27 protein-coding genes and 1 pseudogene are annotated in these 25,447 nt (G+C 69.9%); 11 read left to right on the top strand and 17 right to left on the bottom strand.

Translation table 11 applies throughout. The features are described from left to right. Positions 1 to 110: pseudogene (locus ACWDOP_RS34750) on the top strand (SPFH domain-containing protein); the annotation flags it as partial. Positions 111 to 140: 30 nt separating this feature from the next. Here ACWDOP_RS34750 and ACWDOP_RS34755 read toward each other — a convergent pair. Further along, positions 141 to 578 (bottom strand): nitroreductase family deazaflavin-dependent oxidoreductase, encoded by a 438-nt coding sequence (locus ACWDOP_RS34755; protein WP_456348462.1) that lies wholly within the window; start codon positions 576 to 578, stop codon positions 141 to 143. 87 nt (positions 579 to 665) lie between these two features. Here ACWDOP_RS34755 and ACWDOP_RS34760 point away from each other — a divergent pair, with 87 nt between their 5' ends. Both ACWDOP_RS34760 and ACWDOP_RS34765 read left to right on the top strand, forming a co-directional pair. Further along, the gene (locus tag ACWDOP_RS34760) at positions 666 to 905 is read left to right on the top strand and encodes a hypothetical protein (protein ID WP_456348494.1); all 240 of its coding nucleotides are present in this window, start codon (positions 666 to 668) and stop codon (positions 903 to 905) included. A gap of 102 nt (positions 906 to 1,007) precedes the next feature. Next, positions 1,008 to 1,607, top strand: coding sequence for an MspA family porin (locus ACWDOP_RS34765; protein ID WP_456348463.1), 600 nt, complete (start codon positions 1,008 to 1,010; stop codon positions 1,605 to 1,607). A 79-nt stretch (positions 1,608 to 1,686) separates the two neighbouring features. On the opposite strand, the gene dnaE is transcribed toward ACWDOP_RS34765, so the two are convergent. The 4 genes from dnaE to ACWDOP_RS34785 form a co-directional block, all read right to left on the bottom strand. Further along, entirely contained in the window at positions 1,687 to 5,232 is a 3,546-nt protein-coding gene (gene dnaE, locus ACWDOP_RS34770; RefSeq protein WP_456348464.1) for a DNA polymerase III subunit alpha, read from the bottom strand. A gap of 94 nt (positions 5,233 to 5,326) precedes the next feature. Beyond that, positions 5,327 to 6,202 (bottom strand): DMT family transporter, encoded by an 876-nt coding sequence (locus tag ACWDOP_RS34775; RefSeq protein WP_456348465.1) that lies wholly within the window; start codon positions 6,200 to 6,202, stop codon positions 5,327 to 5,329. Between the two features lie 14 nt (positions 6,203 to 6,216). Continuing rightward, positions 6,217 to 6,852: a DUF7691 family protein gene (locus ACWDOP_RS34780; RefSeq protein WP_456348466.1), complete on the bottom strand. Its 636-nt coding sequence runs from the start codon at positions 6,850 to 6,852 to the stop codon at positions 6,217 to 6,219. Positions 6,853 to 6,910: 58 nt separating this feature from the next. Beyond that, complete coding sequence (locus tag ACWDOP_RS34785) at positions 6,911 to 7,537, bottom strand: maleylpyruvate isomerase family mycothiol-dependent enzyme (RefSeq protein ID WP_456348467.1); 627 nt, start codon at positions 7,535 to 7,537, stop codon at positions 6,911 to 6,913. 214 nt (positions 7,538 to 7,751) lie between these two features. On the opposite strand from ACWDOP_RS34785, the gene ACWDOP_RS34790 reads away from it, so the two are divergent. Continuing rightward, complete coding sequence (locus tag ACWDOP_RS34790; protein WP_456348468.1) at positions 7,752 to 8,261, top strand: STM3941 family protein; 510 nt, start codon at positions 7,752 to 7,754, stop codon at positions 8,259 to 8,261. 178 nt (positions 8,262 to 8,439) lie between these two features. Then, positions 8,440 to 8,688: a hypothetical protein gene (locus tag ACWDOP_RS34795; protein ID WP_456348469.1), complete on the top strand. Its 249-nt coding sequence runs from the start codon at positions 8,440 to 8,442 to the stop codon at positions 8,686 to 8,688. A 9-nt stretch (positions 8,689 to 8,697) separates the two neighbouring features. On the opposite strand, the gene ACWDOP_RS34800 is transcribed toward ACWDOP_RS34795, so the two are convergent. Further along, on the bottom strand, positions 8,698 to 9,948 hold the full coding sequence (locus ACWDOP_RS34800; RefSeq protein WP_456348470.1) for a serine hydrolase domain-containing protein: 1,251 nt from the start codon (positions 9,946 to 9,948) through the stop codon (positions 8,698 to 8,700). Between the two features lie 138 nt (positions 9,949 to 10,086). Here ACWDOP_RS34800 and ACWDOP_RS34805 point away from each other — a divergent pair, with 138 nt between their 5' ends. After that, positions 10,087 to 11,217 (top strand): alpha/beta hydrolase family protein, encoded by a 1,131-nt coding sequence (locus ACWDOP_RS34805; protein WP_456348471.1) that lies wholly within the window; start codon positions 10,087 to 10,089, stop codon positions 11,215 to 11,217. Positions 11,218 to 11,486: 269 nt separating this feature from the next. Beyond that, entirely contained in the window at positions 11,487 to 12,104 is a 618-nt protein-coding gene (locus ACWDOP_RS34810) for a class I SAM-dependent methyltransferase (protein WP_456348472.1), read from the top strand. A gap of 47 nt (positions 12,105 to 12,151) precedes the next feature. Here the strand turns inward: ACWDOP_RS34810 and ACWDOP_RS34815 are convergent, their stop codons facing one another. From ACWDOP_RS34815 to rarD, 3 genes are all read right to left on the bottom strand, one after another. Then, positions 12,152 to 12,553 carry a VOC family protein gene (locus tag ACWDOP_RS34815; protein WP_454203904.1) on the bottom strand — a complete coding sequence of 134 codons (402 nt, stop codon included), beginning with the start codon at positions 12,551 to 12,553 and terminating at the stop codon, positions 12,152 to 12,154. 162 nt (positions 12,554 to 12,715) lie between these two features. After that, the gene (locus ACWDOP_RS34820) at positions 12,716 to 12,922 is read right to left on the bottom strand and encodes a hypothetical protein (RefSeq protein ID WP_454203713.1); all 207 of its coding nucleotides are present in this window, start codon (positions 12,920 to 12,922) and stop codon (positions 12,716 to 12,718) included. 113 nt (positions 12,923 to 13,035) lie between these two features. Then, positions 13,036 to 13,944 carry an EamA family transporter RarD gene (gene rarD, locus ACWDOP_RS34825; protein WP_456348495.1) on the bottom strand — a complete coding sequence of 303 codons (909 nt, stop codon included), beginning with the start codon at positions 13,942 to 13,944 and terminating at the stop codon, positions 13,036 to 13,038. 184 nt (positions 13,945 to 14,128) lie between these two features. Here rarD and ACWDOP_RS34830 point away from each other — a divergent pair, with 184 nt between their 5' ends. After that, positions 14,129 to 16,609, top strand: coding sequence for an HAD-IC family P-type ATPase (locus tag ACWDOP_RS34830; RefSeq protein ID WP_456348473.1), 2,481 nt, complete (start codon positions 14,129 to 14,131; stop codon positions 16,607 to 16,609). Between the two features lie 158 nt (positions 16,610 to 16,767). Further along, the gene (locus tag ACWDOP_RS34835; RefSeq protein WP_456348474.1) at positions 16,768 to 17,595 is read left to right on the top strand and encodes a PhzF family phenazine biosynthesis protein; all 828 of its coding nucleotides are present in this window, start codon (positions 16,768 to 16,770) and stop codon (positions 17,593 to 17,595) included. A gap of 27 nt (positions 17,596 to 17,622) precedes the next feature. On the opposite strand, the gene ACWDOP_RS34840 is transcribed toward ACWDOP_RS34835, so the two are convergent. The 8 genes from ACWDOP_RS34840 to lspA all read right to left on the bottom strand — a co-directional run bounded on the left by ACWDOP_RS34840 (position 17,623) and on the right by lspA (position 23,351). Beyond that, positions 17,623 to 18,534: an ADP-ribosylglycohydrolase family protein gene (locus ACWDOP_RS34840; RefSeq protein ID WP_456348475.1), complete on the bottom strand. Its 912-nt coding sequence runs from the start codon at positions 18,532 to 18,534 to the stop codon at positions 17,623 to 17,625. Between the two features lie 142 nt (positions 18,535 to 18,676). Beyond that, a complete protein-coding gene (locus ACWDOP_RS34845) occupies positions 18,677 to 19,048 on the bottom strand; it encodes a hypothetical protein (RefSeq protein WP_354987260.1) in 372 nt (123 codons plus the stop codon). Positions 19,049 to 19,058: 10 nt separating this feature from the next. Beyond that, on the bottom strand, positions 19,059 to 19,502 hold the full coding sequence (locus ACWDOP_RS34850) for a roadblock/LC7 domain-containing protein (protein ID WP_456348476.1): 444 nt from the start codon (positions 19,500 to 19,502) through the stop codon (positions 19,059 to 19,061). Positions 19,503 to 19,531: 29 nt separating this feature from the next. Next, on the bottom strand, positions 19,532 to 20,341 hold the full coding sequence (locus ACWDOP_RS34855) for a hypothetical protein (RefSeq protein ID WP_456348477.1): 810 nt from the start codon (positions 20,339 to 20,341) through the stop codon (positions 19,532 to 19,534). Continuing rightward, the gene (locus ACWDOP_RS34860; RefSeq protein ID WP_456348478.1) at positions 20,331 to 20,690 is read right to left on the bottom strand and encodes a hypothetical protein; all 360 of its coding nucleotides are present in this window, start codon (positions 20,688 to 20,690) and stop codon (positions 20,331 to 20,333) included. The genes ACWDOP_RS34855 and ACWDOP_RS34860 overlap by 11 nt, the downstream gene beginning before the upstream one ends. Before the next feature lie 467 nt (positions 20,691 to 21,157). Then, complete coding sequence (locus ACWDOP_RS34865) at positions 21,158 to 21,793, bottom strand: hypothetical protein (RefSeq protein WP_456348479.1); 636 nt, start codon at positions 21,791 to 21,793, stop codon at positions 21,158 to 21,160. A gap of 26 nt (positions 21,794 to 21,819) precedes the next feature. Beyond that, positions 21,820 to 22,746, bottom strand: a complete 927-nt coding sequence (locus ACWDOP_RS34870) for an RluA family pseudouridine synthase (protein WP_454203704.1) — start codon at positions 22,744 to 22,746, stop codon at positions 21,820 to 21,822. Next, positions 22,743 to 23,351, bottom strand: coding sequence for a signal peptidase II (lspA, locus tag ACWDOP_RS34875; RefSeq protein WP_456348496.1), 609 nt, complete (start codon positions 23,349 to 23,351; stop codon positions 22,743 to 22,745). The genes ACWDOP_RS34870 and lspA overlap by 4 nt, the downstream gene beginning before the upstream one ends. A gap of 409 nt (positions 23,352 to 23,760) precedes the next feature. On the opposite strand from lspA, the gene ACWDOP_RS34880 reads away from it, so the two are divergent. Together ACWDOP_RS34880 and ACWDOP_RS34885 are read left to right on the top strand one after the other, a co-directional pair. Continuing rightward, positions 23,761 to 24,654 (top strand): hypothetical protein, encoded by an 894-nt coding sequence (locus tag ACWDOP_RS34880; RefSeq protein WP_456348480.1) that lies wholly within the window; start codon positions 23,761 to 23,763, stop codon positions 24,652 to 24,654. Continuing rightward, a complete protein-coding gene (locus ACWDOP_RS34885) occupies positions 24,651 to 25,400 on the top strand; it encodes a hypothetical protein (RefSeq protein ID WP_456348481.1) in 750 nt (249 codons plus the stop codon). Before ACWDOP_RS34880 ends, ACWDOP_RS34885 begins: the two co-directional genes overlap by 4 nt. Positions 25,401 to 25,447 lie beyond the last annotated feature (47 nt).

Below are 25,447 nucleotides of genomic sequence, written 5' to 3' on the forward strand. Positions count from 1 at the left end.
CCCACCTCGCGTACGCGCCCGAGATCGCGCAGGCGATGCTGGTGCGCCAGCAGGCATCCCAGGTCGTGGCGGCCCGCAGCCGCATCGTCGAGGGCCACCGCGGTGGGGTACGGGCCGATCGACGACGGAATCCGGTGGGGTCAGTCGCGGGGCGTGAGCACGAAGACCGGAATCACCCGATCGGTCTTCTTGGTGTAGTTGTCGTAATCCGGCCACACCGCCGCCGCGCGCTTCCACCATTCCTCGCGCTCGGCGCCGGTCACCTCGCGCGCGGTGTAGTCCTTGACCACCGCGCCGTCCCGCAGATCGACGTGCGGGTCGGCCTTGATGTTCCAGTACCAGACGGGATGCTTGGGCGCACCGCCCAGGGAGGCCACGACCGCGTACTCGCCGTCGTGTTCCACCCGCATCAGCGGCGTCTTGCGGAGCTTGCCGGATTTCGCGCCGCGGGTGGTGAGCAGGATGATGGGCCTGCCCTGCAGGGTGGCGCCCTCGGCGCCGTTCGATGCCTCGTACTTCTCGGCCTGTTCGCGCGCCCAGGCCGTCGGACTCGGTTCGTACTCTCCTGTGAGTGGCATGGAACATGCCAACGAACTCGATCGCTGTGTTGTTCCCGACAGAAAAGTTCGCTGGACCGAACTTTTCTTCTTCGTTACCCTGAAGAGATGGCAGTGGTTCACCCGACTCGGGAGCGGCGCACCCGCGCACAGGGCGCGACCGTGGATATCGCGGGCTCGGCGTGGCCCGTGTTCAAGCTCGAGGCCCTGGGCCTGGGTCTGGTCGTCGCGCTACTGCTGCTGCTCATCACCGGTACCGCGCAGACCGCCGTGCTGGCGGGCGCGACCGTTCTGGCCCTGCGCTGGATCGCCGGCGCGGCACGGCCCGCCGATCGCACCTCGCGCTGAGGTCGGCCCGGGCACCTTTCACCCCGGACGTTCACAGAAAAGCAACCGTTCGGTACGTGTCCAGAGCGGGCATGATGCGGTTTCTCTATTACCGTGAGCCGCATGCGGATGAAACCGTTAGGAATGTTCGCGCTGACAGTCGGCGCGGCCATCTGCCTGGCCCCGCCCGCACCGGCCGAGATCATCACCATGGCGCCGCACGAACGGACCTACGAGTCGCCGTTCGGCAGTTTCACCGTGGGAAATCGCGATGAGGTCATCAACCGCATCGCACCCCTGAACCAGATGGGCACGACCCGGGAGTCGCTCGTCAACTCGGCCGCGTACGGGCGCATCGACGGCATGGCGGGCGGCGTCCTCAAGACCGGCTACCACGTCGGCTGCGCGGTGGCCATCGGCATCGGCACGCTGGGCGTCACCTCCGCCGAGCCGCTCGGGCTCAACCCCGACAACCCGACCTTCTCGGTCGACCCCGGCCCCCTGGCGACGATCAACCTCACCCCCGGCGAGGTGAAGGAGATCCCGATCGCGGAGAAGGACCTCGCGCCGGGCGTCATGGGCACCATCATGATCCGCGACTTCCACATCGTCGTGAACGCCTGCACCGGGCCCGTGACGATCCGCCAGTACACCTACCTCTACGCCAAATCCGCCGAAGTGGACGACAGCGGCGCGGTGTTCGGCGACCCGACCTGGTTGTAGCACAGGCGCTTTCGGTGAACGACGCGCGCATGAGCGCGGCATGCCCCCGGGCAGCCGCGCTCGTGCGCGAGCGGAGTCGCTAGCCCGCGAGGCAGCCCGGGCCGAGCAGCGCCTTGAGGTCGCCCATCAGGGCCGAGGACGGGGAGACGCGCAGGTTGTCCGCGACCTTGAGGACGGTGGTGCGCTCGCGGGAGCCGACGTGCCGGATGTGGACATCGGCGGTGCCCGGATGGCTGATCAGGACGCGCTTCAGGGCGCTGATCTTGTCGGGGGTGCACAGGCGGGTCGGGATCGTGACCGACATGGGCTTGTCCACGCCGACGTGGGAAAGGTCCGGCACCACAAGGTCGTTCGCTATCAGGGAGATGCGGTCGTCGCGCGCGGAGACGCGGGCCTTGACCAGGACGATGGCGTCCTCGGTGACATCCATGCCGTACACCGAGTACGACTGCGGGAAGAACAGCACCTCGATACCACCGGAGAGGTCCTCGAGCTGAGCCGAGGCCCAGGCCAGGCCGTTCTTGTTCACGCGGCGGGTGACGCTGGCGAAGATGCCGCCGATGGTGACCTGGTGGCCGTCCTTGATCTCACCGCTCAGAATCGTCGGGATGTTCGTATCCGACTGGGCCGCGAGCACGTGCTCGACGCCGTTGAGCGGATGCCCGGACACGTACAGGCCCAGCATCTCTCGTTCCAGGGCGAGCTTGTGCTTGGTCTCCCATTCCTCGTCGGGAACCTTCACGTTGAACACGCTCGCCATGGAGTCGTCGTCGTCCATCCCGCCGAACAGGTCGAACTGGCCGATGGCCTCGGCCTTCTTGGTGGACATGACCGCGTCCACCGCGTCGGAGTGGATGAGCAGCAGACCCTTGCGCGGATGCCCGAGCGAGTCGAAAGCGCCCGCCTTGATGAGGGATTCGATGACCTTCTTGGAGCAGGCGGTGGCGTCGACCTTGTTCAGGTAGTCCGAGAAGTCGGTGAACTTCGACTTCTCCTTGCGCGCGGCGATGATCGAGGAGACCACGTTCGCGCCGACGTTGCGGACCGCGCCCATGCCGAAGCGGATGTCGTGCCCGACCGAGGCGAACTCGATCTCGGACTCGTTGACGTCCGGCGGCAGCACCTGGATGCCGAGGCGGCGGCAGTCCGAGAGGTAGATCGCGGCCTTGTCCTTGTCGTCACCGACCGAGGTGAGCAGACCGGCCATGTACTCGGCCGGGTAGTTGGCCTTGAGGTAGGCGGTCCAGAACGACACCAGGCCGTAGCCGGCGGCGTGCGACTTGTTGAACGCGTAGCCGGCGAACGGAAGAATCGTGTCCCACAGCGCCTTGATGGCGGGCTTGGAGAAGCCGTTGGACAGCATGCCCTCCTCGAAGCCGACGAATTCGGCTTCCAGGATCTCGGCCTTCTTCTTACCCATGGCGCGGCGCAGAATGTCGGCTCGGCCGAGGGAGTACCCGGCGACCTTCTGCGCGATCTGCATGATCTGCTCCTGATACACGATCAGGCCGTAGGTATCACGCAGGATGTCCTTCAGGGGCTCCTCGAGCTCCGGGTGAATGGGCTTGACCTCTTGCCGCCCGTTCTTGCGGTCGGCGTAGTCGTTGTGCGCGTTCATGCCCATCGGGCCCGGGCGGTAGAGCGCGAGCACGGCGACGATGTCGTCGAAGCCGGTGGGGATCATGCGGCGCAGCAGGTCTCGCATCGCGCCGCCGTCGAGCTGGAAGACACCGAGGGTGTCACCGCGCGCGAGCAGCTCGTAGGTCGCGGCGTCTTCCAGGGGCAGGGTGTCCAGGTCGAGTTCGATGCCGCGGTTGTTCTTGATGTTGGTCAGCGCGTCACCGATGACGGTGAGGTTGCGCAGGCCCAGGAAGTCCATCTTCAGCAGGCCGATGGCCTCGCACGACGGGTAGTCCCAGCCGGTGATGATCGCGCCGTCCTGCGCGCGCTTCCACATCGGGATGGCGTCGATGAGCGGTTCGGACGACATGATGACCGCGCAGGCGTGCACGCCCGCGTTGCGGATCAGGCCCTCGAGCCCGCGCGCGGTCTCGTAGATCTTGTTGACGTCCGGATTGGTGTTGATGAGCTCGCGGACCTCGGCGGCCTCTTTGTACCGCTCGTGCTCGGGATCCATGATGCCCGCGACCGGAATGTCCTTGGCCATGATCGGCGGCGGCAGCGCCTTGGAGATCTGGTCGGCGATGGCGAAACCGGGCTGACCGAACAGCACGCGCGCCGAATCCTTCAGCGCGGCTTTGGTTTTGATGGTACCGAAGGTGATGACCTGGGCGACGCGGTCGCTGCCCCACTTCTCGGTGGCGTAGCGGACCATCTCACCGCGGCGGCGATCGTCGAAGTCGATATCGATATCGGGCATCGACACGCGCTCGGGGTTGAGGAAGCGCTCGAAGAGCAGCCCGTGCGGGATCGGGTCGATATTGGTGATGCCCATGGCGTAGGCGACCAGCGAACCGGCGGCCGAACCACGGCCCGGGCCGACGTTGATGCCGACCGAGCGGGCGTAGGTGATGAGGTCGGCGGTGATGAGGAAGTAGGCGGGGAAGCCCATCTCGATGATCACGTCGAGTTCGAAGTCGGCGCGCGAGAGGTATTCCTGCTTCGGGCCGTTCGGGAAGCGGCGGTCCAGGCCCTTCATGACCTCGTGCCGCAGCCAGCTGGCCTGGGTCTCGCCCTCGGGGACCGGGAAGATCGGCATGCGGTCGCGGTGCGCCCAGACGTCCTCGTAGGACTGCACGCGCTCACCGATGAGAACCGTGTTGTCGCAGGCGCCGGGGACCTCCTCGTCCCAGATCGCGCGCATCTCCTCGGCGGACTTGAGGTAGTAGCCCGAGCCGTCGAACTTGAAGCGGGTGGGGTCGGCCAGGGTCTTGCCGGTCTGGATGCACAGCAGCGCTTCGTGATTGGTCGCGTCGGACTCGTGCACGTAGTGGCAGTCGTTGGTGGCCAGCGGCGGGATGCCGAGCTGCTTGCCGACCATGATCAGGCCCTCGCGCACGCGGCGCTCGATGGACAGGCCGTGGTCCATGACCTCGAGGAAGAAGTTCTCCGGGCCGAAGATCTCCTGCCACTTCGCGGCGGCCTCGAGGGCTTCGCGCTCCTGGCCCAGGCGCAGGCGGGTCTGCACCTCGCCGGACGGGCAGCCGGTGGTGGCGATGATGCCGGCGGCGTGTTCGGCGATGATGTCGGCGTCCATGCGCGCCCACTTGCCGAGCTGGCCTTCGAGGGAGGCGAGGCTGGAGAGCTTGAACAGGTTCTTCAGGCCCTGCGCGTTCTCCGCGACCATGGTCATGTGGGTGTAGGCGCCCGAGCCGGAGACGTCGTCGCTCTTCTGCGACGGATCGCCCCACTGCACGCGCTTGGTGTTGAAGCGGGACTCGGGCGCGATGTATGCCTCGATGCCGATGATCGGCTTGATGCCCTGCTTCTTGGCGGAGTTGTAGAACTCCGAGGCGCCGTACATGTTGCCGTGGTCGCTCATGCCCACGGCCGTCATGCCCAGCCGTTTGGCCTCCTTGAACAGAGGCGTGATCTTCGCCGCGCCGTCGAGCATCGAGTACTCGGTGTGGTTGTGGAGATGGACGAATGATCCCGAGGCTGACACGCAGACATACTAAGCGCCCCCACCGACTGCTTTCGAAGCCACGCGGAGCCGACTTGGGCCTACGGCGTTTCGCGCTCGCGTGTCGTGCTCGAGGTCACTGCGCGGGCGGCGCGGGCATCGCGGATTCGGCGTCGGCGGCCTGGGCACGCGAGAGCGCGACGGCCGACACGCACATCACCGCGACGGCCGCGATCACGAAAACGGTGCCGAGCGGACCGCTGCGCAGCCGCTCCTCGAGAACGGTGAAGCCGAGGAACGCGGCGACGATGGGTTCGGCGACAGTGAACGCGGGCAGGCAGGCGGCCAGGGATCCGGCCTGGTAGCCGAGCTGCTGGAGGTAGACGCCGGCCAGGCCCGTGGCGACCAGCAGGTAGAGCTGCCAGCCGGTCAGGGCGGTGGTCACGCTGTGCTCGAACACTTCGGTCACGTGGGCGGTGAGCGCCGCCGAGACTCCGACGAGGGTGCCGCCGGCGGTGCCGTACAGCAGCGAACGCCACGCCGGGGATCGCACCGCGCGGGCGGCGAGCACGGCCGCGAGAACGAGCCCGAGGATCACCCCGAGCGGTGCCGCCCACTGCCGGGTCGGCGCGTCGGAGATCCCCTCCGCCGGGTCGCCCACGACCAGGAAGACCGCGAGCGCGACGGTGAGCGCCAGCGCGTTGGTCCACATGAGCGGGGTGACGCGCACGGCCCCGAAGCGCTGCGCCAGCGGCAGCGCGAAGACCAGGGAGGTGACCAGGATCGGCTGGACCACCAGCACCGAACCCAGGGCCAGGGCCGCGACCTGGAACGCGAATCCCCCACCGTCCCCGATGATCCCGGCCCACCAGCGCGGATTGCGCGCGAGCGAGCGCAACAGCCCGGCGCCCTGGGGCACCGCCGCCGCGGCCCGCTGCTGCGCGACCGCCGACACCGCGAACAACAGCGCCGCGACGAACGCGCAGATCACCGCACCGACCGGAAGTTGCACCCTTCCAGTTTCCGTCAGGTGATCGAGAAGAAGATGTATTGGTCGTCCGCGTCCTCGTGTTCCTCGCGGAGGGCGTCCCATTCCTCGTGGTGGTACTCGAGCGCGGCGGTGAGGGCGGCCAGGGTGTCGGCGTGCGGCGGGTGCACGTGGTCGAGCGCGGCCCGGTAGGCGTCGATGATCTCGGCGGCGTCGACCAGCGGGAGGTGGCCGAGGGCGGGACCGGAGGCCGAATCCGGCAGCGGGAAGGGGAATTCGGCGAAGAGGAACCGGGTCGGGCGCAGCTCGGCGGGGACGCCGACGCGGTCGAGCTCCGCGTCCAGCTCCGCGAAGTGCGCGCGGGCGTCGGTATACTCGCCGACCGTGTCGGGTTCGGAGCCGAGACCGGCGACGACGATCTGCAGGGCGGTCACGTAGGCCGCGGCCGCCGACTCCCCGGCGCCTTCGGGACGGCCCGCCACGAGCTGGTCGAGCGCGGCGGGAATCGCCAGGGCCCAGGCGGTTCCGCGTTCCTCCAGGCCGCGCTGGCGACCTGCGGCTGTCTCGCGCATCGTGCCGAGCAGCCGCGCCGCCCCCTCGCCGCGCGGCTCCGAGCCGAGGTAGGACAGGACTTCGTGGAGGTCGGCGCTGCGCAGCTCGAGACGGTGACTCATGCGCACATGATGACAATCCGTTGCCCGGGATGCCCAGCGCGGGCGGCCCGAACGCGGTTCAGAGGGCGGCGGCCAGCGGCTCGACCCCCGGGCCGTCCAGTTCGGCGAGTGCGTCGCGGCGTCCGGACAGGGCCAGCAGCAGGGCGAGGACGGTGCCGCGCACCTCCGGCCCCGCGCCCAGGCGCAGGTCGGCGTCGGTGGCGACGACGCTCACCCGCGCCACCAATTCCTTTGCGCCGCCGAAGGATCGGGATGTCTTGGCCTGCAGCCGCAGCGCCCGCGCCACCGCCTCTCCCGCGTACTCGTGCTTGATACCGAGCGGCCGCCGGATGTCTTCCCCGTGCACCACCTCCTCGACCAGTCGCGTGTCCAGGGGCGCGGGCGGGGTCGTGGTGCGCGAGACCACGGCCCGCATCGCAGCCAGTGTCTCCGCGGGCGTGGCCCCGCGGTGCCGCTCGATCCCCCGCGCGTTCTGGGCGTCGAAGTCGAACCGGGCGCGCACCAGCCCCCACACGAACCCGAGCCGCGTGGTCCGCGCGGTATCGACCAGATGCGCCGCCACGTCGTGCACGGTCCAGCCCGGGCACAGCGACGGGACGTCCCAGCGGTCGTCGCTCACCGCCGCCAGGTCCCGCACCAGCGCCGCCCGCTCCCCGCGCACCAGCGCCCACGCGTCCTGTGCCACGACTTCTCCTTCGCTCGTCCCACCGGTTCACCACCACAGACGCCTCCAGCGACCAAAATTAATCGCCGCATCCCGTGGAGCCGTGCGGCCGGGCACGGGCGGATCGTCGCGCAATTCCGGGGCTCTCCGGACTCCAGGTCCGTAGATTCGAAGTGAGGCAGACGGATTGCGCCGGACACCGTCGTCCGATGCCTCGAGCCGGGAGGGGTCGCTCATGTCGGGTGCGAGTAGCAGAACCGTCTATCACTCGTCGAAGACGCGCACCATCGCGCTCGCCCTCGGCTGCGTCATCTTCGTCGCGCTGGGCGCGGCGCTGGTGACCATCGAAGAACCACTGACGGCCACTCTCGGCATGGTCACGGTGCTGTTCTTCGGTGGGTCTCTGATCGGCGCTGTACGGCAACTGTTCCGCCGAGCTCCGGAACTCGTCCTCACCGACCGAGGACTGACCCATCACCGCCTCGGCACGGTCACCTGGCCCGAAATCGAACGACTTCACGTGGGCCGGGTACAGGGGCAACGCTTCTTGAACATCACCCTGCGCGACCCCGACGCCTATCTGTCCCGGTCCTCGCTGCCCACACGCATCCTCAGCCGCGGAAACCGCGGTCTCGGCCACGGCTCGGTCTCCATCTCGGCGGTCACCCTCCCGGTCTCGGTCTACGAGCTCGCAGGCGCCATCCACCACTATTGCCCGCGACTGGGCGTGGACGGGATGCGCTGACGGGCTCCGTGATTCACCGCGCGCGGGGCCATCGGGATTCCGCTGCGGCAACGCGAGACCCTTCGCGGCAGTGGTCATTGAATCGAGAGCGGCGGAACGGGTGGCGTGGGTTCGATGGGGCGGGGTATCACGGGTGTGGGGCGTCATCGCCCCGTGGGACGGTGATGGGAGCTTGATCATGTCGGAGACCAACAAGCAGAATCTCGTGTACTTCGAGAGCACTTCCATGCGGGGGTTGTACGAGAGCATGCGGGAGTGGCAGGAGAGCGCGGGAAAGCGGCTGCTGTCCATCAGCATTCAGCGGGACGGGGACAGCTTCTGCGCCATCGGGCTGACCAACCCCACCGAGGTCGTGATCACCAGCGCCGACGGGCACAACCATGCCAGCGTCAACCGGTTCGGGCTGCTGGCGGTCGACTCGCAGTAGGCGGCGGGGTCAGGCCGCGCGGCCGGCGGGGCGGGCGGGAGCGCGGCGGGCCGAACGGGCGCCGCGCATCGTCAGGGGCAGCACCCAGCCCGCGGCCAGCTGATCGGCGGCCAGCGCGGGCAGGGCCAGGCGGTTGTGGACGAAGCCGATCGACACGCCCGAGCTCGGATCGGCCCAGCCGAAGGAACCACCGAGCCCGATGTGCCCGAAGCCGGTGCGGGCGCCGGGCACGGGCAGCGAGTGGTACCCCATGTGCCAGAGCATCGGAATGTAGAACAGCGCGTGGTCGAGCCGGTAGGACTCGATGCGCCGCACGGCCTGCATCGTGCGCGGGGTCAGGAAGCGGTGACCGTTCGACATGCCGCCGCACGCCAGCGCGCCGTAGAGCGTGGCCAGACCCGAGGCCGTGCAGATGCCGTTGCCCGCGGGCAGTTCGGTGTGATTGATGGGCGGATCATCGCCGTCGACGAAGGCTTCCAGGCCGGGCAGGAACAACGCCCGCGCGGCCGCCCCCGCCGCGCCCGGGACCCCGTAGGCCCGCCCGAGCACCAGTGACGCGTAGGTGCTGCCCACCGGCGCGAGCCGATTCCCGTGCAGCACAGCGGTAGTCGTCGCACTGTCCGGCCCCGGCCGGCCGAGGTGGATGCCGTCGGTGCCCAGCGGCTCGGCGATCTCGGTCCGGAACAGCTCCCCCATCCCGCGACCGGTGATCGCCCGTGCCAGGCCCGCGAGCAGCCAGCCGAAGGTCAGCGCGTGGTAGGTCGGAATCCCCAGCAGGTGATCGGGTTTCGCGGCGGCGAGCTGCCGTTCCATCAACCGGTGGTCCATGACGTCGTCGAGGCCGCGCGCGATGTCGGGCAGCCCCGACAACCCGGCACGGTGGGACAGCAACTGCCGCACCGTGATTCGATCCTTACCGGCGGCGCCGAACTCCGGCCAGTAGGCGGCGACGGGCGCGTCGTAGTCGAGCAGCCCGCGATCGGCCAGCCGATGGATCACCGTGGCCGCGATGCCCTTGGTCGCGGAGAACACCACCGACCCGGTGTTCGCGGTCCACGCCACCCCGGGCGCGGCCTCCCCCGTCCACACCTCGACCAGCGGTACCCCGTGCCGATGCACCGCCAGGCTCGCCCCCGCACCCGGGCGATCACCCATCCGCCGGGCGAAGGCCCGCACCAGCGGCGCGAACTCGGGAGCCGAATACCCGCCCACCGAGGTGGACGGCTCGGCCGGGACCGGGGAGGAAGCAGCGGTGCTCACCTGTTTCACGGTAGAACCGCGGCCCACCCCGGGCAATGACGTGCGCCCGAGCGTTACTGCCGTTGCCCCAGAGGTTATTTCGCATGCCCGAGCGGTTATCCGGCCGTTATCGCCGGGCGCCGTGCGTACGCTGAACCCATGCGCGCGCTGCGATCGCTGCTACCGGCCCTGCTGCTGGCAACCGGCCTGGTGATCTCGGGCTGCTCCGGTTCGGAAAGCCCCGCGCCCACACCCGCCACCGGTGACAGCGGGCAGGGCGCCGGCACCACCCCGGCGCGTTCGCAGGAACCGAAACCGCCGTGGCCGTACCGATCCGAGGACGTCACCTATCGCAGCGACGCCATCACCGTCGCGGGCACGCTCACCCTCCCGCGGGACGGCGGCCCGCATCCCGCCGTCCTGTTGATCACCGGCAGCGGCCCGCAGAACCGTGACGAGGAACTGCTGGGGCACAAGCCTTTTCTGGTCATCGCCGATGCCCTCACCCGCGCCGGATACGCCGTCCTGCGCGTCGACGATCGCGGCGTCGGCGGCACCGGCGGCGACCTGAACGAGTCCGGCTACCCGAATCTGGCCGACGATGTCGTCGCGGGCCTGACCTACCTGCGCAGCCGCGCAGACATCGACGGGGCCCGCCTGGGCCTGCTGGGCCACAGCGAAGGCGGCTACCTCGCACCCCTGGTCGCGGCGCGCCCGGACAGTGGCGTGGCGTTCACGATCACCCTCGCCGGGCCCGCGGTGCCGGGCGCGGACGTGGTCCTGGAGCAGACCCGGCTCATCATGGCCGCCGAGGGCGCACCGCCCGAGCGGATCGACGCCGAGATCGCGACCCTCGCGACCCTGAACGACCTGCTGCGTTCCGGCGACCTGGACGCGGCCCGCCGGTACGCCCGCGAACGCAACGACGCCTTGCCCGCCGATCAGCGCGCGACCCCGCAGGACATCGACGCCCAGCTCAGCCCCTACTTCGCGGCCCTGGTGGCCTACGATCCCGCCCCGGCGCTGGCCGGCCTGCGCACCCCCGTGCTCGCCCTGTTCGGCGGCCGGGACCTGCAGGTTCCGCCCGCCCAGAGCGAACCGCCCATGCGCGCGCTGCTCACGGCGAACCCCGACGCCACCGTGCACACGTTCCCCGGTCTCAATCACCTGATGCAACCCACCGAGACCGGCCTGCCGAGCGAGTACGCCACCATCGAGACCACCGTGGACCCGCGGGTACTCACCTACCTGACCGAGTGGCTCGCGACCCGCTTCCCGGTCACGCGCTGACCCACGCCCGTACCAGGTCCCGCCCCGACCACATTCGCCGTCGGTCCCCACCAGCGCGCCGACGAACAGTCCCAACCACCCGCATGCCGAGGACCGGCGGTACGTCCGCCGTACTGCTCGTGGTCGCACGTGCCGGGGTCCACGGCGCCTCCGTATCCCCGGCCTACCGGGATCGTGCCGGGCCCGCAGCGGCGGTGCGGCGGGTGGAGGCCGAGTGCCGCCGGGTTCGGTGGCTGGCGCGCGCGCCGATTCGGCAGGACAGTGGTGGGGTGGGAATCTACGAGGAACGGGTGCTGCCGCACATCATCGACAAGACCTGCGGATCGTCGATGCTGGACCCGGTGCGGGAGAAGGCGTGCGCGGGGCTGCACGGCCGCGTGGTCGAGATCGGGTTCGGTTCGGGCCGCAACGTGCCGTTCTATCCGGCGGCGGTGAAGTCGGTGAGCGCGGTCGAGCCCGCCGACCGGGGCTGGGCGATGGCGGCGGGGCGGGTGGCGCGCTCGAGCGTGCCGGTCGAACGTTCGGGGTTGGACGGGCAGTCACTTCCGTTCGCGGACAACAGTTTCGACTCCGCGCTGACCACCTGGACGCTGTGCACGATCCCCGATGTGGCGGCGGCGCTGGTCGAGGTCCGGCGGGTGCTGGCCCCGGGCGGCACCCTGCATTTCGCCGAGCACGGCTTGGCGCCGGATCCCGGCGTCCAGCGGTGGCAGCAGCGGCTGAATCCGGTGCAGAAGACGCTGTTCGGCGGCTGCAATCTGAATCGCGACGTGCGAATCATGCTGGAGGACGCCGGTTTCGAGATTCGGGAGCTGGATCGCTTCTACGAGAAGTACGCGCCGAAATTCCTGGGCGCGCAATCGCTGGGCACGGCTGTCGCGTCCTAGCGCGGACGCCTCGTACCCGCCGGTCCGGCGGGTACGAGGCCGGCGAACTACCGCGCGGGCCAGCCACCGTACGGAACGGTGATCAGCTCCAGGTAGTGGCCGCTGGGATCGGTGAAGTAGATCCCCCGGCCGCCGTCGTTGTGATTGATCTCGTTCACGCCCTGCTGCCGCGGATCCGCCCAATAGGTGAGCTCGCGCTCACGAATCTTCGCGTAGGCCGCGTCGAATTCCTCCTCGGAGACGAGGAAGGCGTAGTGCGTGGGGTGAACGCCGCCCGGCAGATCCGGCGGCACGGTGGCGAAATCGAAGGTGACGCCGTTCTCGACTTCTAGAGCGATGAACGGACCCCACTCCGCGCCCACCGTCAGACCGAGGATATCGGCCCAGAATTCGGCCGATTCACGATTGTTCTCACTGGCGACAATGGTGTGGTTGAACTGGATGGTGATGGGAAAACTCCTGTGCTCGTGGCGATCCCGACCCTGGACCGGTACAAGTCGGCCGACAGGAGCATCGCCACGCCTTCGAAGTTATCCAGAAAAGCACCGGCCCGCCAACCCCCCGGTGACAACGGTCATAGCGGAGCGGGCGGGCCGGGCGGCGGGAACGCGCTACTTCTGGCCCGAGCCCGCGTCGGCGGACAGGCTGCCCAGCTGGCACCACAGGCTGGCCGGGTACTGCATGGTGCAGACCTGGGCGACCTGGTCGGCGGGGGCGGGCGCCGGGGTCAGGGGCACGGCGGCGGCGGTGGCCGCGGCGGCGAGCGGGGCGAACAGGATGGCGCTGGCGAGGATTCCGGCACGATAGCGAGTGCGCATGGGGAGTTTCCTTTCCGGACGGCGGGGCCTGCCGTCTCGCCGGGAACATACTGAGTCGGCCCCATTTCAGACAAGCCCCGGAAAATAACGGCGGCGCCGACCGGGCGAATCCCTCAGGCCGCGACGACCGCGGGCCGCCGCGCCCGCCGCAGCGCGTCCACGGTGAAGATGCCCAGCGCGACCCAGATCAGCGCGAACCCCGCCCAGCGCGAGGCCGGCATCGGCTCGTGCCCGACGAACACGCCCCAGCTCAGCTGCAGCGCGGGCGTCAGATATTGCAGAATTCCCATGGTGGACAAGGGAACCCGGGGCGCGGCCAACGCGAACAGCAGCAGCGGGATCAGCGTGACCGGGCCGGTGACCATGAGCAGGGCGGTATGCGCCCCCGAGGAGCCGAAGGTGGCGCTCCCGGTCAGTGCGAGCACGACCACCGCGATGAGCGCGAACGGCGCGGCGGCGAGCCCCTCGGCGGCCAGACCGGGCAGCGCGTCGAGCCTGATCACCTTCTTGACCAGCCCGTACACCGCGAAGGAGCAGGCCAGTACGAGCGCGATCCAGGGCGGGCGGCCGTAGTCGACGGTCAGCACCACCACCGCGATCGCACCCAGGGTCAGCGCGATCCACTGCGGCCGGCGCAGCCGCTCACGGAAGATCAGCACGCCGAACGCCACCGTCACCAGCGGATTGATGAAGTACCCGAGCGCGCACTGCACCACCTGCTCGGAGATCACGCCGTAGACGTACACGCCCCAGTTGACCGACAGCGCCAGCGACGCCGCCGCGGCCAGCCGCCAGGTGCGCGCGTCGATCCGCCGCAGTTCCCGGATGCGCCCGGCCACCAGCAGCAGCGCGAGCGCGACCACCAGGGTCCAGAGAATGCGTTCGGCGAGCACCTCGACCGGGCTCGCGAAGGCCAGCAGTCCGAAGAACGCCGGGAACAGGCCCCAGATGAAGTACGCCCCGACCCCGAAGGTGATCCCCAGATCACGGCCGGCCGGGGCTCGGCCGGGCGGGGTGCCGATCGCGCCGCCGCCGGCTCCGGCGGCCTCTCCCGGTATCGAGCGCGGATCGTCCACTCCCACTACGTTAGCCTGCGCAACGACCCCGGGATATCGGTTATCGGACGTCCAATTCGCCCCGCACGACGCGCGCGCCCGCCACCCGGCCGAACCGGTTTCGGGCGCGCCGACGTTCTAGGCTGTCGGCATGTCGATCACTGCGCAGGCCGCGAGCCCACCGGCGACCGGATTGACCTCGGCCGAGGTCGAACAACGCCGCCGCGACGGGCTCACCAACGACGTACCCGAGCGGGCCAGCCGCTCGGTCCGGGAAATCGTCCGGGCCAACATCTTCACGCGAATCAACGCCATTCTCGGCGTGCTGTTCATTCTCGTGCTGGCCACCGGATCGATCATCGACGGCATGTTCGGCCTGCTCATCGTGGCCAACAGCGCCATCGGCATCTTCCAGGAGGTGCGCGCCAAGAAGACCCTCGACCAGCTCGCCATCGTCGGGCAGGCCCAGCCGATGGTCCGGCGCGAGGGTAGGTCGCAGGCCGTGGCGCCGCAGGAGGTGGTGCTCGACGACGTCATCGAACTCGGCCCCGGCGATCAGATCGTGGTCGACGGCGAGGTCATCGAGGCCGAACTGCTCGAGGTGGACGAGTCGCTGCTCACCGGCGAGGCCGATCCGATCGACAAAAGCGTTGGGGCGCCGGTCATGTCGGGCAGCTTCGTGGTCTCCGGCAGCGGCGCGTACCGGGCGACAAAGGTCGGCAAGGACGCCTACGCGGCCAAGCTCGCCGACGAGGCCAGCAAGTTCACCCTGGTCAACTCCGAACTGCGCAACGGCATCAACACCATCCTGAAAGTCATTACCTACCTGCTGATTCCGGCGGGCATCCTGTCGATCTACAACCAGCTCGTCTCGAGCGGGGAGTCGTGGCGGCCCGCGGTCAACGGCATGGTCGCGGCGCTGGTGCCCATGGTGCCCGAGGGCCTGGTGCTGATGACCTCCATCGCCTTCGCGGTGGGCGTGGTCCGGCTCGGCCGCCGGCAGTGCCTGGTGCAGGAGCTGCCTGCCATCGAGGGCCTGGCGCGCGTGGACGTGGTGTGCGCGGACAAGACCGGCACCCTGACCGAGAACGGTATGCGGCTGGGCGAGATTCGGCCGGTGACCGGGAACGGGGTCGGCGAGGCGCTGTCGATGAACGGCGAATCCGGCGGCGTCCCTGACGATTCGGAGGATCTGCGGCAGGTGCTCGCGGCGCTGGCGGCCAACGATCCGCGGCCCAACGCCAGTGTGCTGGCCATCGCCGAGGCGCTGCCGGACAACCCGGGCTGGCGGCCCAGCGGCGTCGCGCCGTTCAGTTCGGCCAAGAAGTGGAGCGGGTTCTCCTTCGGTGAGCACGGCAACTGGCTGCTCGGCGCGCCCGACGTGCTGCTCGAGCCCGGAACCGACATCGCGGCCACCGCGGAGGAGATCGGCGCGCAGGGGCTGCGCGTGCTGCTGCTGGCGAGCAGCGACCGGCCGGTGGACGCCGCCGACGCGCCCGGCACGGTGACCCCGGCCGCACTGGTGGTGCTGGAGCAGCGAATTCGCGCCGACGCCCAGGACACCCTGGAGTACTTCGCGTCCCAGCACGTGGCCACCAAGGTCATCTCCGGCGACAACGCCGTATCGGTCGGCGCGGTGGCCTCCTCGCTCGGGCTCACCGGCGGCGCGCACGCGGTCGACGCGCGCGAACTGCCCAGTGATCGTGACGAACTCGCCGACGTGCTCGAGCACGAGACCGTCTTCGGCCGGGTGCGCCCGGACCAGAAGCGGGCCATGGTCGGCGCTTTGCAGTCGCGCGGGCACACCGTCGCGATGACCGGCGACGGCGTCAACGACGTCCTGGCGCTCAAGGACGCCGACATCGGCGTCGCGATGGGCTCGGGCAGCCCGGCCACCCGCTCGGTGGCCCAGATCGTGCTGCTGGACAACAAGTTCGCGACCCTGCCGTACGTGGTCGGCGAGGGCCGCCGGGTGATCGGCAATATCGAGCGGGTCTCGAACCTGTTCCTCACCAAGACCGTGTACTCGGTGGTGCTGGCCTTCCTCGTCGGCATCGCCGGCGTGGGTTCGCAGATCTTCCACTACGAGGCCATCGGCTATCCGTTCCTGCCGCGCCACGTGACGATCGCGGCCTGGTTCACCATCGGCATCCCGGCCTTCATCCTCTCGCTCGCGCCGAACAACGAACGCGCGCGCACCGGATTCGTCGGGCGCGTCATGCGACTGGCGATTCCGTCCGGTCTGGTCATCGGCGTCATGACCTTCATCTCGTACCTGATGTCGTACCAGGGCCCCGACGCGACCGAGACCCAGAAGGTGCAGGCGGGCACCACCGCGCTCATCACGCTGCTGATCATCGCGGTCTGGGTGCTGGCGATCGTGGCGCGGCCGTGGGTGTGGTGGAAGGTGCTGCTCGTCGCGGGATCGGTTGTGGGCTACCTGATTCTGTTCGCGCTGCCGTTCACCCGCGAGTTCTTCAAGCTCGATCCGACCAACGCCGCCTTCACCACGTGGGCGTGCATCCTGGGCGCGATCGGCATCGTGCTGGTGGAGGTGGCGTGGTACGTCAGCGCCAAGCTGCAGGGCGAGGATCCGCACCTGCTGCCCACCTCCCCCGGCGAAAAGCCCTGACGCCCGGCTGATTACGGAACGGTTCCTGGGACCGGACGGCGGTGCACCCTACCGGTGCACCGCCGTTCCGCGTTAAACGCGTACTGGTCGCATGTTCCGGCTCGCCGTGAACTGTCTTGTCCGGGGCTGTCATTGACGCGCGGGGTACTTTGGGGCGCATGGAGGTCCTGCTGCACCAGATCGACGCGTTCGCCGACGCACCGTTCTCGGGCAACCCGGCGGCGGTCATGCCACTGCTGTCCTGGCTCCCGGACGAGCTGCTACAGCAGCTCGCCGAGGAGAACAACCTGGCCGAGACCGCCTTCTACACCTCCGCCCTGCCGTCCGAGGCCGGTGCGGCGCCGGACAACTCGCCCGCCTTCCACCTACGCTGGTTCACCCCCGCGGTGGAGGTGGACCTGTGCGGGCACGCCACCCTCGCCGCGGCCGCCCAGATCCTGGACGACATGCATCCGGGCGCGGATCGCGTGCACTTCTACACCCGCAGTGGATGGTTGCGCGTCGATCGCGATCGCGACGACCTGGTGCTGGACCTGCCCGCGGTGGACTCGGTGGAAATCGATGTGCGGGAAGACATTCCGCGCATGCTGGCGAGCGCGCTGGGCGTGCGGCCGCTGCGCGCCTACGACGGCACCGACGTGGTGCTGGTGCTCACCGCCGAACACGAGGTGCGCGACGCCCGTCCGGACTTCGCGGCCTTTCCCGCGCTCGGCCGGGCGGCCATCCTCACCGCCCTGGGCGAGGAGACGGATTTCGTGTCCCGGGTGTTCGCGCCCGGGGTGGGCGTGCCCGAGGATCCCGTCACCGGCTCCGCGCACGCGCAGCTCGCGCCGCTGTGGTCCCGCGAGCTGGGCCGCACCACGCTGACCGCCCGGCAGCTGTCCAAACGCGGTGGGGCACTGCGCTGTTCGCTGGCGGCGGACCGGGTGCGGCTGTCCGGGCGCTGCCGCCGGTACCTGGACGGCGTGGTCCGGCTGGCGGACTGACGCCCGCGCCCGGGCGCACGGGCCCGCTCAGCGTGCGAGGATCAGATCCGTCAGATTGCGCAGATCCTCGGCGCGATGCCCCGGATACCCGTGCAGCAGAGCGATCCACCGCTCGGGAATGGCCGACGCGCCCCAGCGCGCGCCGAGCAGCCCGCCCGCGATGGCCGCGGTGGTGTCGGTGTCGCCGCCCGCCCGCACCGCCAGTTCCAGTGCGGCGGGCAGGGAATCGGCGTGCGTGATGGCCCACCAGGCGGTCTGCAGCGCGTGCACCACCCAGCCGTTCTTGGGGAAGTCGGCGGGCGTGCCGTGTTCGGCGGCATCGAGCAGCGGCTCCCAGAAGTCCGCGTCCACCGCCCACAATGACTGCCGCACACCGGCGTAATCCCCGTGCAGCACCGCGTGCCGGATCGCCAGCGACCACAGCGTGCACGCCTGCATGGCCTGCGGGTCGTAGTGGGTGAGCGAGCTGATCAGGGCCGCGGCCCGCCCGCAACTGGTCTCGTCGCCGAGGTAGCCCAGGGCCACCGGAGCGGTGCGCATGAGCGAGCCGTTGCCCGCGGTGAGGCCGCCGAGCTCGTGGGCGCGAATCTGCATGTCGCGCCCGGATGTGCTGCGCCACTGCAACACCTGCGAGGTCTGATGCCCGATGTCGACGGGCTTGGAATCCCACCACGCCACGAATTCCGCCGCCGCGGCGTCCAATCCGCTGGGCTCGTGCAGGTTTCCGGCCGCCACCAGGGCGCGCGCCACCGCGATGGCCATCGAGGTGTCGTCGGTCCACTCCCCCGGCGCCCACTTGAACGCGCCGCCGCCGATCATGTCGATGACGCGATCCGGGCCGGGATGGGTGAACTCGTAGCCCGCGCCGAGCGCGTCCCCGGCCGCCGTGCCCAGCAGCACCCCCGCCGCCCGATCGGCCTGTTCGGTCGTCAAATCCATCGGACCCCATCCCCTTTCGCGATCAGTGCTCGCGCACCAATCTCTCACGCCCGCCGGCGGGGAGCGACGGCGATACGACGAACGGGGCCCCCACCGCGGTGACCGCCCGGGTTCCGGGTGGTAACCGCGTGGTGGTGGTTCGCTAGACCTCCAGATCCTCTTCGATGCCCTTGAGCCGGTGCCGGGCCAGGGCCAGGTTCGCGCGCACCTTGTCCAGGGCCAGGTACAGGAACAGGCCCTTGGACTTGCGGCCCGTCATGGGGCGGATGATGTGGTACTGGCTGCCGAGGGTGATGAGGATGTCCTCGATCTCCTCGTTCAGGGCGAGCTGTTCGATGGTGCGCATCTTGGCGCGCACCACCTCGGTGTTGCCCGCGGCGGCGACCTGCAGGTCCAGCGCCTTGGAGCTGCCGAGCAGGCCCAGGGCCATACCGCTGTTGTAGTCGACCACGGCGGCGCCGACGGCCCCGTCGATCACCATCATGTCCTTCAGCGCGATATCCATGTTGGACATGGCGTTCCTTTCAATCGGTGTTCTTCTTCTGGTGCTTTCCGAGGTCGTTCGCCGCCGACAGGTGGTCGGCGATGGTGCGGGCAACCGGACGCGACTCCAGGTGGAGCCGGCCCACGTTCGCCTCGGGGCCCGCGAGAACCATGAGCGCGGCCGTCCAGCCCGCCGCGTAGATCACCACGTAGCCGCCTTCGCCGCGCACGACCACTTCGCGGAAATTGCCGCCGTGCGCGGTGGTGGCCAGTCGATGTGAGAGCGCGAGCTGGGAGGCGCTGAGCGCGGCCATACCCGTCGGCTCGATGTGGGTGGGCAGATCGTGCGCGATGAGCAGGCCGTCGGTGGATGCCACCAGCGCCCCGGTCAATTGCGGGACCCGCGTGCGTAATGCTTTGAGCTGTGCCGGTAACACCGTGTTCGGTTCGGGTCCGGACATCGCCACCTTGGTCAACCTTCCCATCAATTCTCCGAACGATCTCCTGCGCGGTGTCACGCAAGCTCTTCCAGGGCCGCGCGCACGCGCACGAGGACGTCACGATCGACCGGCTGCCAGCGCTCCGCGGCGGTCACCGCCGCGGACTGGCGGGACCGGCGCCGGGGTAGACCCGCCGGTGCGGTGACGGGGGTGACCACCACCGAATCGGTCATGACGAGCGGGGCGGGCCGCGCCCCGGACTGCACGGGCGGCACGATCAGACCCGCCGCGGTCAGATCGCGCACCGCCACCAGGCAGCCGAAGGTGGTGCGGCCCAATTCATGTGCGATCCCGGTGATGCTGCGCCGGGAGTCGGCGGCCGCGAGCACCTCGGCCTGGCCGCCGGTCAGGACCACCCGCTGGGTGCGCATCCGGCGCACCGGGACCACCGGCGTTCGATCGACCAGGGCCGCGGGCCAGGGCCCGGCCTCGGGATCACCGCGCCGCGCGCATTCGTCCACGATGGCGCGCGGGGTGAGATGGCAGACCGGGGCCAGCCAGTTCGGCGGGGTCGGGCGGAACTCGGGGACCGCGGGATTCGACAGCAGGAAGTAGGCGGCGTCGAAGACCGACAGCACCGCGAGGGTCTCCAGTTGCGGCCGGGTCAGCAGCGATCCGCTGTCGCCGCCCTCGGCGGCCCGCCAGTCCTCGGCCGTGGCCACCCCCGCCTCGATGACGAGGCGATCCAGGCCGGTGGTGCGACGGCAGTCGGCGCGCGTGATCGCGCCGTCGGCCAGATGGAAGGCGCCGTCGCCGGTGCGCAGCACGCCCGTGCTGCCCTGCTGCTCCAGCCGCCGCAATTCCACGGCGAGTTCACCGCTCATGATCACCATCGACCAATTCGGACAGGAGGCCGCGGATCCGGAATCTGGCCATGCCGAGGTTGCCGGTGGCGTCGTCGAAGAGCACGTGCACGAATAGCCGGCCCTCGTAGTCGCCGTTCACCAGATTCAGCAGGTGATATCCGCCGCTGCCGCAGACAATGATCTCGGTGATGTCGTCGCCGTAGGCGCTGTTGATCAGGGCCGGGCACTGCAGTACCGCCCGGACCACCTCGGTGGTGCTGGCCGCGTCCTCGTGCTGGTCGAGAAGGTCGTGACTACCGGCGGCAGCCACGGACAGACCACTCGCCGCGTCGACCAGCGTCACACTCCGCGCACCGGGGATATCCATGATGCGTTTGAGACAGCTGTCAATACCGATCACTGATCACCACTCGCGCTGTAAGACTTTACGATTTCAGGACGCTACACATGTGCCGGTAGCGACACACGGCATTTGCCCGAGATTTACGGCGCCACTTCTCATTTCCCCCGGTGACGGGAAAAGAATACCTTCCGGTATCGAATACGGGCGCGCGCCAAGGGGTTTCAGCAAACCAAATTTCGCCGCCAGCAAACTTTTCCGGGCGTCGACATCTGCTCGTGATAGGTCGGTAATGCGGACTACCGAATACACGATTCGATCGAATGACATCGCCGCGAATCATGCATATCGGGCAAAACGGCAATCGGGGGCCCGCCCGCGGCAGCGAGTCGGTATCGATCGAGAAAGACGGCGCCCGACAGGCTTTCGACACCCGTCCGGGTGCGTCGCACCGGCTACCACCCGGACGCGAGCCGGGCGGGGCGGCGGCGGGGTCAGTCCGGCGGCAGTACGCCGTCGTCGGGCCCGGGCTCGGCCAGCAGGTCCGATTCCGGCAGCAGGGGCACCAGGGCGAACACGCCCGCGGGCGCGTCGGCGGGCAGCGCTTCGACGGCGCGGATCCCGGGCCGGGTGGCCAGCGCGCGCAGTTCGGGCAGGGTCCCGTGCACCACCAGGCCCACCACGCAGGCGCAGTTCGCGCGCAGCCGGGACGCGGTGATCGCGTTCACGCGCACGGCGCGCGCGTCCAGCGGGGACAGGTACTCCACCTGGTACGCGGCGGCTTTCACCGAGGCGCGGGCGGCCTCGTCACCGGCGGGGACCGCGACGGTGACGATCGGCGTGCGCACCCGGTCCAGCGGAACGTGGTAGGTGACCTCCGAAATACGCAGTCCCCCGGCGTATTCCGGAATACGGTCGGCGGTGATGCCCGCGGTGAAGGACAGCAGCGCCCAGTGCCGATCGGTATCGGCGCCCGCGAGCGACGCGCTCGCCCGGGCCAGGTACTCGGCGACCGGCTCCCCGTTTTCCGGGCCGAGCCGATCGGTGGCGATCACCGCGGCCCGGGGCGGCACCGCCACCCCGAGCCCGTAGACGAAGGCGGCGAAAGCCGCTGTGGCGGCGGCGATCACGACCCGCCGCCGATCGCCGGTCCGCACTAGTGCGCGCGGAGCACGTCCAGGGCGTGCTCGAGGTCGGCGGGGTACTCGCTGGTGATCTCGACCCAGCGGCCGTCGGCCGGATGGTTGAACCCGAGCTGGCGCGCGTGCAGCCACTGCCGCTCCAGCCCGAGCCGTTCGGCCAGGCGCGGGTCCGCCCCGTAGGTCAGATCACCGCAGCAGGGATGCCGCACCGCGGAGAAGTGCACCCGAATCTGGTGTGTGCGACCGGTTTCCAGGTGAATGTCGAGCAGGCTCGCCGCCTGGAACGCCTCGACGGTGTCGTAGTGGGTGACGCTCGGGCGGCCGTCCGCGGTGACCGCGAACTTCCAGTCGTTGCCGCGCGCGCGGCCGATCGGCGCGTCGATGGTGCCGCTGCTGGGATCCGGATGCCCCTGCACCAGAGCGTGATAGCGCTTGTCCACGGTGCGCTGCTTGAACGCGCGCTTGAGCACGGTGTAGGCGTGCTCGGACTGCGCCACCACCATGACCCCGGACGTGCCGACGTCCAGGCGGTGCACGATGCCCTGGCGCTCGTGCGCGCCGGAGGTGGAGATGCGGTATCCCATGGCGGCGAGTCCGCCCACCACGGTCGGCCCGCTCCAGCCGACGCCGGTGTGCGCGGCCACGCCCACCGGCTTGTCCACGGCCACGATGTCGTCGTCGGCGTAGAGGATCTTCATCCCGTCGACCGGGGTGGCCTCGACCACGAGTTCGCGCTTGGGTTCGGGGAATTCGACCTCGAGCCAGGAGCCCGCGCTGAGCCGGTCGGACTTGCCCGCCGCCACCCCGTCCAGCTGGACCGAACCGTCCTCGGCCATGGCGGCGACGGCCGTGCGCGACAGGCCGAGCAGCCGGGACAGGCCGGCGTCGACGCGCATGCCGTCCAGGCCGTCGGGCACCGGCATACTGCGGGTCTCTCTCATGCGGTCTTCTCCTCCTTCTCGCCCTCGGCGTGCTGCATGCGGGTTCCGTCGGGTTCGAAGCCGAACAGCGTCAGGGTCACCAGCAGGATCGCGCCGCAGACGATGGCCGAATCGGCCACGTTGAACACCGGCCACCAGCCCACGGCCACGAAATCCACCACGTGGCCCTGCAGCGGGCCGGGCGAGCGGAACAGCCGGTCCACCAGGTTGCCCAGCGCGCCGCCGAGCACCATGCCCAGGCCGATGGCCCACGGCAGCGAACGCAGGGTGCTGCCGATGCGGATCACGCCGATCACCACGGCGGTGGCGATCAGGGTCAGCAGCCAGGTCATGCCGGTGCCGCCCATGGAGAAGGCCGCCCCGGGATTGCGGACCAGGGTGAAGCGAACGGTCTTGCCGATCAGGTACACCGGTTCGCCGGGCGTCAGCTGGGCCACCATGATGATCTTGGTCAACAGGTCCAGGCCGAGCAGGACGGCGGCGAGGGCCAGCACGGTACGCAGTCGCTTGGGCCGCGCGGGCGCGTCGTCGGTCTCGGCGGCGTCAACCGCCGTATCCCGATCGGCCGTCTCCGGGTCATCGGCGCTCGCCGTCGCGGCGTCCACACCGGAATCCTTCGCGAGCGACGCGGGCTCGGAGCCGGTCGTTCCGGCCGCCGGGGCCGGGTCCGCGGCGCCGCTCCGGGGCGCGCTGTCGCCGGGCGACTCGTCTGGTTCGTCTGCGCCGGATTCGCGCGGCCGGTCGGTACTCACCCTTGACATCATTCCCTATGGCAATTGCCGCCCCCGCGCTCGGCGTGCGAACGGGCCGTTCGGTACGCGCTGCGAGGGGTGCGAAGGCCGCGGCGCCCGGGCGCACCGGCATCCCAGCTGATTTTCAGGAAGTGGCCGTAACCTGTTCGACGTGACGGTGTTGTCTTCATCCCCCAGCTCGGCGCCTGCCACCGCACGCTGTTCCGGCCACACCGGCCGAACGCGCCCGGGTCATCGGAATCCTCGATCGAGTGTGCTGCTCATGGTGCTCGCCGTCGCCTTCTCGGCGCTCAGCGCCGGGTGTAGCGCCGGGTCGGAGACCACGACCGACGGCGAGGGCGCCGAACCGATCGTCGGCATCGGCAACGAAGTGACCATGCCCATCGCGGCGGTGACCACCACCGTCGTCGACGCCGGCGCCGAACCCCGGGCCCGGCTGCGGCCCTTGGTCGAGACCGGCACCACCCAGCAGGTCACCCTCCGCACCGATCACCACATCGAACAGCAGATCAATTCCCAGGCGGTACGCGACTTCTCACCGCCCGGGGTGACCATTCCCTTCACCGCCGAGGCCGGCACCGACGGCGTCGAGCTGACCCTGGGCAGCGTCACCTCTCCCGATCCCGCCCTGGCCCAGGCACTGCTCACCGCGGACGGCTCGCGGGCCGGATTCGACATCAGCGAGATGGGCGCGATCACCGCGCTGCGCATGGCCCCCAAGCCCGCCACCTCCGACGCCGCGCGCGCCGCCCTGGAGCAGGCGTTCTATCAGGCGGTGTACCAGTCCATCGCCTTCCCGGACGAGCCGGTCGGCGAGGGCGCGGTGTGGACCGTGCGCCAGCAGGTCTCGGGCAGCGTGCCGCTCGAGCAGGTCACCACCGCCACGCTCACCCACCGCGACGGCAACCTGCTCACCATCTCCCTCGACGTGACCCAGACCCCGAAATCGACGGTGTGGCACCTGCCCAACGAGGCCGGGCAGCTCGAGATCATGGACTACCTCATGCACGGCAACGGCGTGATCACCGTCGATCTCGGCCTGCCGCTGCCGGTTTCGGGCTCGGTCGAAGTGGGCGGCAACCAGACCTACCGGGACCCGCACAGCAATGTGACGCTGCGCCAGACGCTTCGGACGCAGGTGCAGTGGGGCGCGTGAACACCACACCGGGCACGATGCGCGCGATCCCGCGCGCCCGCACCACCGTCGCGGCGCTCACCGGCGTGCTGGCGCTGACGCTGGCCGCCTGCGGCGAGGACGACGCCGCGCCCGCGGTCCCGCCGCTGGGCCCGGCGGTGACGCCGCCCACGGCGGCGGCCGGGGGTCCGGTTCCCGATTCTCCCGCGCTGCGCGCGGCGATCCTCGACGCGAAGGCGCTGCCGAACGGGTATGCGGCCCTGCCCGATCCGGCCGTGGGCAGCAGCAGCGGGTCGGGCTCGAACACCGATCCGGCGCGCTGCGCGAAGGTGCTCGCGCCCGTCGCCGAGCAGGCCCCCGACGCGGCCTCGCGAGCGACCGCCACGTTCGGCGGACTGGATTTCGCCAGTATCGACATCGACGCCGCCGCCTACGCCGGGGACGGCGCGGCCCGCGCCTTCACCGCCGTGCAGACGCTGCTGCGCGACTGCGCGAGCTTCTCCGGCACCGACGCCGCCGACCCGTCGGCCACGATCGAGTTCCGGGTGGGCGGCCTCGACCAGCCCGCCGCCGGCGACGCCGCGACCGCCTACCGCGTGGTCACCACGAGCCAGGGCTTCACCCTCCACTCGGCCGTGAGCCTGGCCCTGGTCGGCCCCACCGTGGTCCAGATCGCCATGTCCGGCGCGACGGAGCCGGACCCCCAGCAACTGACCGCCCTCACCGTCGCCCAGGTCCGCAAACTCCGCGGCGAAGCCGGACCGTAGCGCCGGGCAGCACCGCGACTCGGCAGCACCGCGACTCGGCAGCACCG

This window comes from Nocardia sp. NPDC003693 (genome assembly GCF_053981095.1).

Coding starts and splice junctions, on each gene's coding strand:
- ACWDOP_RS34805 (WP_456348471.1), top strand. CDS start 10,087: ATGCGCGCGCTGCGATCGCTGCTACCGGCCCTGCTGCTGGCAACCGGC.
- ACWDOP_RS34850 (WP_456348476.1), bottom strand. CDS start 19,502: ATGGGAAGGTTGACCAAGGTGGCGATGTCCGGACCCGAACCGAACACG.
- ACWDOP_RS34765 (WP_456348463.1), top strand. CDS start 1,008: ATGCGGATGAAACCGTTAGGAATGTTCGCGCTGACAGTCGGCGCGGCC.
- ACWDOP_RS34755 (WP_456348462.1), bottom strand. CDS start 578: ATGCCACTCACAGGAGAGTACGAACCGAGTCCGACGGCCTGGGCGCGC.
- ACWDOP_RS34820 (WP_454203713.1), bottom strand. CDS start 12,922: ATGCGCACTCGCTATCGTGCCGGAATCCTCGCCAGCGCCATCCTGTTC.
- ACWDOP_RS34870 (WP_454203704.1), bottom strand. CDS start 22,746: ATGAGAGAGACCCGCAGTATGCCGGTGCCCGACGGCCTGGACGGCATG.
- ACWDOP_RS34835 (WP_456348474.1), top strand. CDS start 16,768: ATGGAGGTCCTGCTGCACCAGATCGACGCGTTCGCCGACGCACCGTTC.
- ACWDOP_RS34845 (WP_354987260.1), bottom strand. CDS start 19,048: ATGTCCAACATGGATATCGCGCTGAAGGACATGATGGTGATCGACGGG.
- ACWDOP_RS34760 (WP_456348494.1), top strand. CDS start 666: ATGGCAGTGGTTCACCCGACTCGGGAGCGGCGCACCCGCGCACAGGGC.
- ACWDOP_RS34780 (WP_456348466.1), bottom strand. CDS start 6,852: ATGAGTCACCGTCTCGAGCTGCGCAGCGCCGACCTCCACGAAGTCCTG.
- ACWDOP_RS34880 (WP_456348480.1), top strand. CDS start 23,761: ATGGTGCTCGCCGTCGCCTTCTCGGCGCTCAGCGCCGGGTGTAGCGCC.
- ACWDOP_RS34860 (WP_456348478.1), bottom strand. CDS start 20,690: ATGGATATCCCCGGTGCGCGGAGTGTGACGCTGGTCGACGCGGCGAGT.
- ACWDOP_RS34840 (WP_456348475.1), bottom strand. CDS start 18,534: ATGGATTTGACGACCGAACAGGCCGATCGGGCGGCGGGGGTGCTGCTG.
- ACWDOP_RS34795 (WP_456348469.1), top strand. CDS start 8,440: ATGTCGGAGACCAACAAGCAGAATCTCGTGTACTTCGAGAGCACTTCC.
- ACWDOP_RS34830 (WP_456348473.1), top strand. CDS start 14,129: ATGTCGATCACTGCGCAGGCCGCGAGCCCACCGGCGACCGGATTGACC.
- ACWDOP_RS34855 (WP_456348477.1), bottom strand. CDS start 20,341: ATGAGCGGTGAACTCGCCGTGGAATTGCGGCGGCTGGAGCAGCAGGGC.
- ACWDOP_RS34790 (WP_456348468.1), top strand. CDS start 7,752: ATGTCGGGTGCGAGTAGCAGAACCGTCTATCACTCGTCGAAGACGCGC.